General features: G+C 26.9%; 10 protein-coding genes. All 10 read left to right on the top strand.

Features of this window, described 5'->3' with window-relative positions; all coding sequences use genetic code 11:
- Nucleotides 1–270: hypothetical protein (locus tag ACWYO2_RS03280; RefSeq protein ID WP_455515069.1), on the top strand; the 270-nt coding region annotated here is incomplete at its 5' end.
- The gene (locus ACWYO2_RS03275; RefSeq protein ID WP_455515068.1) at nt 263–868 is read left to right on the top strand and encodes a DUF1361 domain-containing protein; all 606 of its coding nucleotides are present in this window, start codon (nt 263–265) and stop codon (nt 866–868) included. The genes ACWYO2_RS03280 and ACWYO2_RS03275, both read left to right, overlap by 8 nt.
- A gap of 20 nt (nt 869–888) precedes the next feature.
- Nucleotides 889–1329 (top strand): nucleoside 2-deoxyribosyltransferase, encoded by a 441-nt coding sequence (locus ACWYO2_RS03270; protein ID WP_455515067.1) that lies wholly within the window; start codon nt 889–891, stop codon nt 1327–1329.
- Nucleotides 1310–1954 carry a YoaK family protein gene (locus tag ACWYO2_RS03265; RefSeq protein ID WP_455515066.1) on the top strand — a complete coding sequence of 215 codons (645 nt, stop codon included), beginning with the start codon at nt 1310–1312 and terminating at the stop codon, nt 1952–1954. The genes ACWYO2_RS03270 and ACWYO2_RS03265 overlap by 20 nt, the downstream gene beginning before the upstream one ends.
- A 114-nt stretch (nt 1955–2068) precedes the next feature.
- The gene (locus ACWYO2_RS03260) at nt 2069–3274 is read left to right on the top strand and encodes a pyridoxal phosphate-dependent aminotransferase (protein WP_455515071.1); all 1206 of its coding nucleotides are present in this window, start codon (nt 2069–2071) and stop codon (nt 3272–3274) included.
- Nucleotides 3261–3911: a pseudouridylate synthase gene (locus ACWYO2_RS03255; RefSeq protein WP_455515065.1), complete on the top strand. Its 651-nt coding sequence runs from the start codon at nt 3261–3263 to the stop codon at nt 3909–3911. The genes ACWYO2_RS03260 and ACWYO2_RS03255 overlap by 14 nt, the downstream gene beginning before the upstream one ends.
- A complete protein-coding gene (locus ACWYO2_RS03250; protein WP_455515064.1) occupies nt 3895–4155 on the top strand; it encodes a YhdT family protein in 261 nt (86 codons plus the stop codon). Before ACWYO2_RS03255 ends, ACWYO2_RS03250 begins: the two co-directional genes overlap by 17 nt.
- Complete coding sequence (gene panF, locus ACWYO2_RS03245; protein ID WP_455515063.1) at nt 4148–5602, top strand: sodium/pantothenate symporter; 1455 nt, start codon at nt 4148–4150, stop codon at nt 5600–5602. Before ACWYO2_RS03250 ends, panF begins: the two co-directional genes overlap by 8 nt.
- A 42-nt stretch (nt 5603–5644) precedes the next feature.
- Nucleotides 5645–9217 carry a pyruvate:ferredoxin (flavodoxin) oxidoreductase gene (gene nifJ / locus ACWYO2_RS03240; RefSeq protein WP_455515062.1) on the top strand — a complete coding sequence of 1191 codons (3573 nt, stop codon included), beginning with the start codon at nt 5645–5647 and terminating at the stop codon, nt 9215–9217.
- Nucleotides 9218–9340: 123 nt separating this feature from the next.
- Nucleotides 9341–9475 (top strand): prepilin-type N-terminal cleavage/methylation domain-containing protein (locus ACWYO2_RS03235; protein WP_455515070.1); only part of this gene is annotated, 135 nt, incomplete at its 3' end.

Here is a 9475-nt window from a genome sequence, read left to right as displayed (position 1 = left end):
ATAAGTCGTAGTGATTATGAGGAAGTTGAGTTTTGCGGTGTTGTGTCGAATATTTGCGTATTAAGTAATATCATTATGACTCAAACATATAATGAAAAAGTAGAAATTAAAGTAGATCTAAATGCAACTAAAGGTATGGATGATGAAATTGATAGTACACTTAAAAAATATTTAGAACAAATAGATAAATATAAAAATATATTACAAGAATATTTGTTAGATTATGAAATATATACGGAGTTACTGCCTTTAGAGGAAGATTATGAATAAAATTTTGAAAAAATATTCTTTTATAATTTTGATATATATAATAATTTTGCTGGCTATATATCCAAAATATTATTTTTTGATATGGAACATATTTCTTGCTTATATACCATTTTTGTTGAGTTTTATTAAAATTAAAAATAAGTTTTTTAAATGTATTAACAATTTAATTGCTTTAGTTTTTTTTCCGAATGTAATTTATTTATTTACTGATCTAATACATATTTCTGTTATGAAATATTATGTAAAAGATACTCATGGAATTAGATATATTATGAATTTTACAAATTGGATAAGGCTTTCTCTTATTTTCGTTGCTGTACTGATAGCTATAAAACTTAGTTATATTTCTTTAAATAATTTTATAGTTAATTATAGGTTTAAACATATAATATATGTATTTATATCTATATTAACTGGTGTAGCTGTATACATAGGAAGATTTATTAGATTAAATTCATGGGATTTAATATTAAATCCATTTAATACATTAATAATAATATTTAAAAATATAAATTCAGACACTATACAATACATTCTACTTTTTGCTATAATTCAATATATAGTTTTAATAATTATGAAAGATGAATATAAAAAATAAATATGTGAGGTGATTATATAATGAAAGTATATTTAGCAGGTGGACTTTTTAATGAAGCTGAAGTAGCACAAAGATTAAAAGAGGGGAAAATTTTAAGAGATAGAATAAAAGGTATAGATTTATTCAATCCTATTGAACAACCCTTTAATGAAAATAAAGAAAAATTACCAACACCCCTTGATATATTTAATGGTGATACGAATGCTATACTTAATGCAGATGTATTTTTAGCTGATATTACTAATGATGATCCTGGAGTGATGGTTGAGTTAGGAATAGCCCTGTCTAATGGTAAAAAAATAATAGCAATTAATTCTGATATTAGATTAAAAAGTGCGAGTAAGTATGAAATACCTACTTATGCAATTAATCATTATGTTTTAGGAGCTATACTAAAATATGGAGTTTTAGTATATTCTTTTGAGGAGGCAGTGAAGGAACTTGAAAGAATTAAAGGTTAGTAGTAAGGTAGAATTAAGAAGAGTTGCATTTTTACTTACTTTTATTGGTGGAATGTTAGAAATATATTCATATAAGTTAAAAGATGGTATTTTTGCGACAGCAATAACAGGAAATATTGTTAGAATGGTATATTATTTAAATAGAGTTTCAGGTGATAATATTAGAAATATTATTAAATATGGGTTGCCAATATTATTTTTTATACTAGGAGTTAGTACTACAGAAATATTAAAAATTAATTTTAAAAATTTTAATATTAAAATTTGGAGAGAAGTAATATTATCTACTGAAATAATGGCAATGTTTATAATTCCTTTTATACCATCAGATGTATTTTCTGTTTCATTAATTGCATTTGTATCAGGTGCACAGGTACAAGCATTTAGAAAAGTTTATGGTAAGGTTTATATGTCAACGATGTGTACAGGAAATACTAGAAGTTTAGTAGAAGCTGTTATAAATAAAAGAAGAGATGAAACAAAACTTTACGGGACTGTAATATTAGGTTTTATATCTGGTGTACTTGTAGGTGATTATATTATAATATATATAGATAAATATATGACTTTTATTTGTGTAATATTATTGATTTTAATTATAAATATTATAAGAAAAGAAGAATAAAATTATATTAAGTGTAGTATTAAATTTGCTACACTTTTTACTTTATTAACTTGATTTAAAAATTGAAATGTAATAAAATATATGTGATTAAAAAATAATAAGGAGTAAAAGATGATTAAATTATCAGATAGAGTATTAAATATGCAGTATTCACCTGTGAGAAAATTTGTGCCACTTGCAGATGAAGCAAGGAAAAATGGAGTAAAAATATATGAGTTTCATATAGGACAACCAGATGTTAAAACTCCAGATTCTTTTTTTAATGGACTTATAAGATATCAAGAAAAAATTGTTAAATATGCAAATTCACAAGGTCTTAATAATCTTTTGGAAGCTTTTTCAGAATACTATAGTAGATATAATTTGAATATTTCAAAAGATGAAATTATAATAACAAATGGGGGAAGTGAGGCACTTCAATTTGCAATGAATGCAATATGTAATCCAGGAGATGAAGTGTTAGTGCCTGAACCTTATTATTCAAATTATGATTCTTTTTTAAGAATAGCTGGAGCAAATCTTATTCCAATAGTAACTAAAATAGAAGAAGGTTATAGATTACCTAAATATGAAGATATGGAGAAACTTATAACTTCTAAGACAAAAGCCATACTTTTTTCTAATCCTTGTAATCCAACTGGGGTTGTATTAAGTGAAAGAGAGATAGAAGATATTAAAAGGCTTGCAAAAGAACATAATATATTCATAATATCAGATGAAGTTTATAGACAATTTATATATGATGATAAAACTAATTTTAAATCATTTTTAACTTTTGACGATCTATCAGATAGAATTATATTAATAGATAGTATCTCTAAACACTATAGTGCATGTGGTGCAAGAATAGGTGTTATTGCTTCTAAAAATAAGGAATTAATAACTCAAATGTTGAAATTATGTCAAGCTAGATTATCCGTTTCTACAATAGAACAATTTGCTGCTACTAGCCTTGTAAGAGGAATTGATGTACATATAGATTATGTAAATAAGGAATATAAGAAAAGACGTGATTTAATGTATGAAAAATTATCAAAAATAGAAGGTGTAATAGCCAATAAACCAGATGCAGCATTCTATATCTTTGCCTCTCTTCCGGTTGATGATACTGATAAATTTGCAAAATGGTTATTAACTGATTTTAGATATGAAGGTAAAACTTTAATGTTTGCACCAGGAAATGGGTTTTATTCAAGGGAACATGTAGAGCTTGGGAAAAAAGAAGTTAGATTTTCTTTTTGTGGAAATAATTTAAGAGATATAGAAGATGGGATGAGATTGCTAGAATTAGCAATTAAAGAATATAATGAGAAAAAATAAATTAGGTTATTTATTAGAAATATCATATAAAGGTAAGAAATTTGATGCATTTGATGAAATTAAAGATAAAAAAACAACTAAGAATGTACTTAAAACTTATCTTATATCAAAAGGAATAGTTATATATAAAGGGCTACAACAAGCTGGTAGGACAGATGCTAAAGTTTCTGCAAATTCAAACTATATTTATTTTATTGCCAATGAATTCGATTTAGATATATTAGATTATAATTTAGATATAGATGGATTAAAAATTAAAAAAGCGTATGTAGTAGATAAAGGTATAATTTTACCCGATGTAGTAGAGAGACGTATATATAACTATTATTATCCTAAAAAATTCCATAGAGTTGATGAAAAAACTATTATAAAGCGTGCAAATGAGATAAGTGGAAAAATGGATTTTTCTGAATTTACAAATTATAAGGGATTAAAATTAAAAAATCATATAAGAGATGTTAAAGTTAGTTATGTTGAGGGTAAGCTTTACTTTGATGGAAATTCCTTTATGCCACAACAAGTTAGACGTATGGCAGGATATGTATTTAACGGTAAAAAAGAACCAATGAATCCAAAATTTTTAATTTTAGATAAAATAATTTTGAAAGAAGGTGTTATAAATGAAGAATCAAATTAATAAAGAAGCTTTGATTACTATTTTTTTGTATTTTTTATATTTTTTATGGTGGTATTATTTTGCATATATTTATCCGCCTAAAAATGTAGAGGATTATAAGTATGTATTAGGATTACCTGATTGGTTTTTCTATTCTTGTGTTTTAGGATTTGTTTTAGTAAATTTATTAGTCTATATTGTTGTAAAATTTTTCTTTAAAAATATAGACCTTGAAACAGGGGAGGTTATAGAAGAAAATGAATAAATTAGAAATTATAATACCATTAATAATATATTTAGTTATTACTTTTTATGTAGCTTATTATGTAAATAAAGATAATAAAAAAGAAGGAAAGTTTATAGAAGATTATTATTTAGGAAGTAGAACTATGGGAGGATTTGTATTAGCTATGACTATAGTTTCTACATATATTAGTGCTTCTTCTTTTATAAGTGGTCCATCTATTGCTTATGATAAAGGTTTAGGTTGGGTACTTCTAGCTTGTATACAAGTTCCTTTAATATTCTTAACACTTGGTATTTTAGGGAAAAAACTTGCCATTATTTCAAGAAAATTAAATGCCTTGACAATAATAGATATAATACGTGCAAGATATAAAAATGATACTTTAGTATTACTGTTATCTTTACTTACAATAGTATTTTTAATGACATCAATAGTTGCTCAATTTGTAGGTGGAGCAAGATTAATAGAAAGTATAATAGGTATAGATTATAAATTAGCTCTTATGATATTTGCTTTTTGTACGATAATATATACAGCTTTTGGAGGATTTAAAGCAGCAACTGTAAATGATGCTGTTCAAGGGTTAATAATGATGATAGCTACATTTGTATTATTCGTAGTGATACTTAATAAAGCAGGAAGTATGGGAAATATTGTAAGTAGAGCAAGAGAGATAAATCCTAATTTATTAAAACCAGATGCTGGTGGAGCTATAGCTAAACCATTTATAATGTCATTCTGGATATTAGTTGGTATAGGAGTTCTTGGTATACCATCAACTACTGTTAGAGCTATGGGATTTAAAGATTCAAAAGCTATGCATAATGCAATGATAATAGGAACATTTGTAGTAGGATTCTTATTATTAGGTATGCATTTAGTAGGATTTATGGGAAGATATTTAGAACCAAGTATAGATGTAAGTGATAAATTAATACCTACACTTGCGCTAAAAAACTTAAATCCTATACTTGCAGGTGTATTTATAGGAGGGCCTCTAGCTGCAATTATGTCTACTGTTGATTCCGTTCTTATTCTTATTTCTTCAGCAATTGTAAAAGATATATATATTAATTTTATATCTAAAGGAAATGATAGTGAGAATAAGCTTAAAAGAATATCATTAGCTATATCATTGGGTATAGGTTTACTTACATATTTATTATCTATAAATCAATCTAGTTTAATAGTTTGGATAAATTTATTTGCTTTTTCAGGTCAAGAAGTTTTATTCTTTGTTCCTATGGTAATAGGTCTATATTGGAAAAGAGGTACAGCATATGGTGCAATTGCATCAGTAATATCTGGATTTGTTGTATTGATAATATTGTCGCAATTTAGTATTTCAATTTATGGATTACATAATATTGTACCTTCATTATTAATAGCATTAATATCATATATTATAGTTTCTTTATGTACTAAACCATTAAATCATAAAGAACTTGAAATATTTTTTAAATAAGACTACTGCAATGGAAGAAATTGCCTAGTTTGAGGAGGAATTATGGAAAAATTAAAAAAGAAAAGGGTTATGGATGGAAATGAAGCTGCTGCATATATTTCTTATGCTTTCACTGAAGTTGCAGCTATATACCCAATTACACCTTCAACGACTATGGCAGAATTTGTTGATGTGTGGTCATCAAGAAATATGAAAAATTTATTTGGGAGTATACCTAAAGTTATAGAAATGCAATCAGAAGCAGGTGCTGCTGGTGTAGTTCATGGAAGTTTGCAATCAGGAGCATTAACGACTACATATACAGCATCACAAGGTTTACTTTTAAAAATACCAAATATGTATAAAATATCAGGAGAATTACTTCCGGGAGTTATACATGTTGCGGCAAGAAGTATATCAACTCATGCATTATCAATATTTGGGGATCATCAAGATATATATGCAACAAGAATGACTGGGTGGGCAATGCTTGCTTCTTCTTCTGTACAAGAAGTTATGGATTTAGCAGGTGTTGCACATCTTTCAGCAATTAAATCAAGAGTACCATTTTTACATTTTTTTGATGGCTTTAGAACATCACATGAAATGCAAAAAATAGAAATAATGGAATATGAAAATTTAGGGAAATTAATTGATTATAACAGTGTTAATGAATTTAGAAAAAGAGCTTTAGATCCTAATAATCCTGTAACTCGTGGTACAGCACAAAATGATGATATATTTTTTCAAGCAAGAGAATCACAAAATAAATATTATGAAAATTCTATTAAAGTAGTTAAAGAATACATGGAAGAAATATCTAAAATTACAGGTAGGGAATACAAACCTTTTACTTATTATGGACATAAAGAGGCTAGAAATATAATAATAGCAATGGGATCGGTATGTGAGACTATAAAAGAAACAGTAGATTTCTTAAATAAAAGAGGAGAAAAGGTTGGGATGGTTAAAGTTAGCCTATATAGACCATTTTCTGTTAATGATTTAGTAGAAGTTATACCGGAAAGTGTAAAAAAAATAGCTGTTTTAGATAGGACTAAAGAACCAGGTTCATATGGTGAACCACTTTATTTAGATGTTAAATCTGCTCTTTTTGGAAATTCTAATATTAAAAGTATAGTAGGAGGTCGTTATGGACTTTCATCAAAAGATGTTAACCCATCACAAATAATAGCAGTATTTAAAAATTTAGTTTTAAGAGAACCTAAGGATCATTTTACAGTTGGTATAGTAGATGATGTTACATTCACTTCATTACCAATATATGAAAATCCTGATTTATCAGATACTAATGATATGTCTTGTCTTTTTTATGGGTTAGGTTCAGATGGTACGGTTAGTGCTAATAAAAGTAGTGTTAAGATTATAGGAGATATGACTAATAAATATGTACAAGCATATTTTGCTTATGATTCTAAAAAAGCTGGAGGTATAACTAGATCACATTTAAGATTTAGTAACTATCCAATAAGGTCAACATATTTAGTTAAAAATCCTAATTTTGTATCGTGTTCTAATTTTACTTTTATTAGAAAATATGAAGTTTTAGAAGGACTTAAAGAAAATGGAATTTTTTTATTAAATACTATGTATGATGAAGAAAAACTTTTAGAACTATTACCTAAAAAAGTAAAAAGACAATTAGCTATTTCTAATGCCAGATTTTATATCATCAATGCAAACAAGCTAGCTTATGAAGAAAAAATGATGGACAAAATAAATACTATTATGCAAACTGCTTTTTTCAGAATTAGTAATATAGTTGATTTTGAAGATGCTAAGAATAGGATTAAAGAGTATGTTTATAAAAACTATGGATTAAAAGGCGATGATGTAGTAGAAAAAAATAATAGAGTAATAGATTTAACGGAAATGTATATACAAGAAATATATGTAAATCCTGAATGGAAAATCCTAGTAGATGAAGATGAATATTTAACACTTGACTATGGTAATAGTTTGGATAAAAATTCATTTATGGCAAAAATTTCTGAACCAATTACTGCTTTAAAAGGTGATAAATTACCTGTATCTATATTTGATGGATTTGAAGATGGAACATTTGAAAATGGTGAGGCAGAATATGAAAAGAGAGCTATAGCTAAGTTTATACCGGAATGGCGACCTGAACATTGTATACAGTGTAATCAATGTTCTTATGTGTGTCCTCACGCAGCTATTAGACCATTTTTAATAGATGAAGAAGAACTTAAGGGAATACCAAGTGGTATGGATTTACTAAATCCTATAGGTAAAGGACTTGAAAGATTGAGATATAGGATACAAGTATCTCCTCTTGATTGTACAGGGTGTAGTGCTTGTGCTGAGGTATGTCCTGCAAAAAATAAGGCTTTAGTAATGAGACCTATAGAAGAACAACTTGAAAAAGGAGAAAAAGAAAATGCAGATTACTTGTATAATAATGTTACGTATAAAGATACATATATTAATAAGGAAACTGTAAAAGGTTCACAATTTTCTAAACCTTTATTTGAGTTTTCAGGAGCTTGTGCTGGTTGTGGTGAAACACCGTATATTAAACTTTTAACACAACTATATGGTGATAGAATGATGATAGCCAATTCTACAGGATGTTCATCAATTTATGGTGGATATGCACCATCAACACCTTATACTAAAAATGAAAAAGGAGAAGGACCTGCTTGGGCATCATCTCTTTTTGAAGATACAGCAGAATATGGTTATGGAATGCTCCAAGCAAGTGAAAAATTAAGACATAGATTATTAGAATTATTTAATCAATTAAAAGATAGTGATAATATTAGTTTAGAGTTGAAAGAAGATATAGTTAAAATATTAGAAAATCAACAAGATATTAATATGATTCAGGAAATAAAAAATAGTTTATTTGAAAAAATGGAAAAAGAAATAGAAAATGATGAAAGAATAAGTGAAGCATTAGAATTAAAAGCATATATTACTCCTCGTGCTGTTTGGGTTATAGGAGGAGATGGTTGGGCTTATGATATTGGATTTAGTGGATTAGATCATGTTTTAGGAACAGGAGATAATATTAAAATGTTAGTATTAGACACAGAAGTTTATTCTAATACAGGTGGACAATCTTCATCAGCTTCTACGATAGGTTCGGTAGCTAAATTTACTAATAATGGTAAAAGAAAAAAGAAAAAAGATTTAGCTGCAATTATGATGAGTTATAGTGATATTTATGTTGCTAAAGTTTCTATGGGAGCTAATCAAAATCAAACTTTAAGAGCTTTAAAAGAAGCACAAGAATTTGATGGACCTGCGATAGTTATAGCTTACTCTCCATGTATAGCACATGGAATTAAAGGGGGAATGGGAGTAGCACAAGAACAAGAAAAACTAGCAACTGAAGTAGGTTATTGGCCTTTATTAAGATTTGATCCAAGACGTATAAAGAATGGGAAAAATCCTTTACAGCTAGATTCAAGAAAACCAAATTGGGATAAGTACATTGATTTTTTAATGAGTGAATCTAGATTTACTTCTCTTCAAAAAACTAATCCAGAGCATGCTAAAGAATTATTTGAATTAAATCTGGAAAATGCTAAAGAGAGATGGAATTATTATTATAGATTATCAAAAATTGAATATTCATTAGAAGATTAAATATTATTTTTATAAAAAAAAGCACTTAAAATTAGGAATTTATTTTCTTAAATTATTAAGTGCTTTTTATGTTGACTAAAAATTAAAAATAGAATAAAATATAATTAAAAAGGAGGGGTTGGATTGAAAAATAAAGGTTTTAGTTTAATTGAAGTTGTAGTTGTAATTAGTATTAGTTTAATATCTATTTATTCATTATCTGGGGTATATAAAAATATGCTTATAAAAAAGGAAACTGAAAAAGAAATTATTAAAATT

This window comes from Pseudostreptobacillus sp., assembly GCF_977040545.1.
Note: the sequence above shows the minus strand (reverse complement) of the source record. Positions and strands in the feature narration are given on the sequence as shown.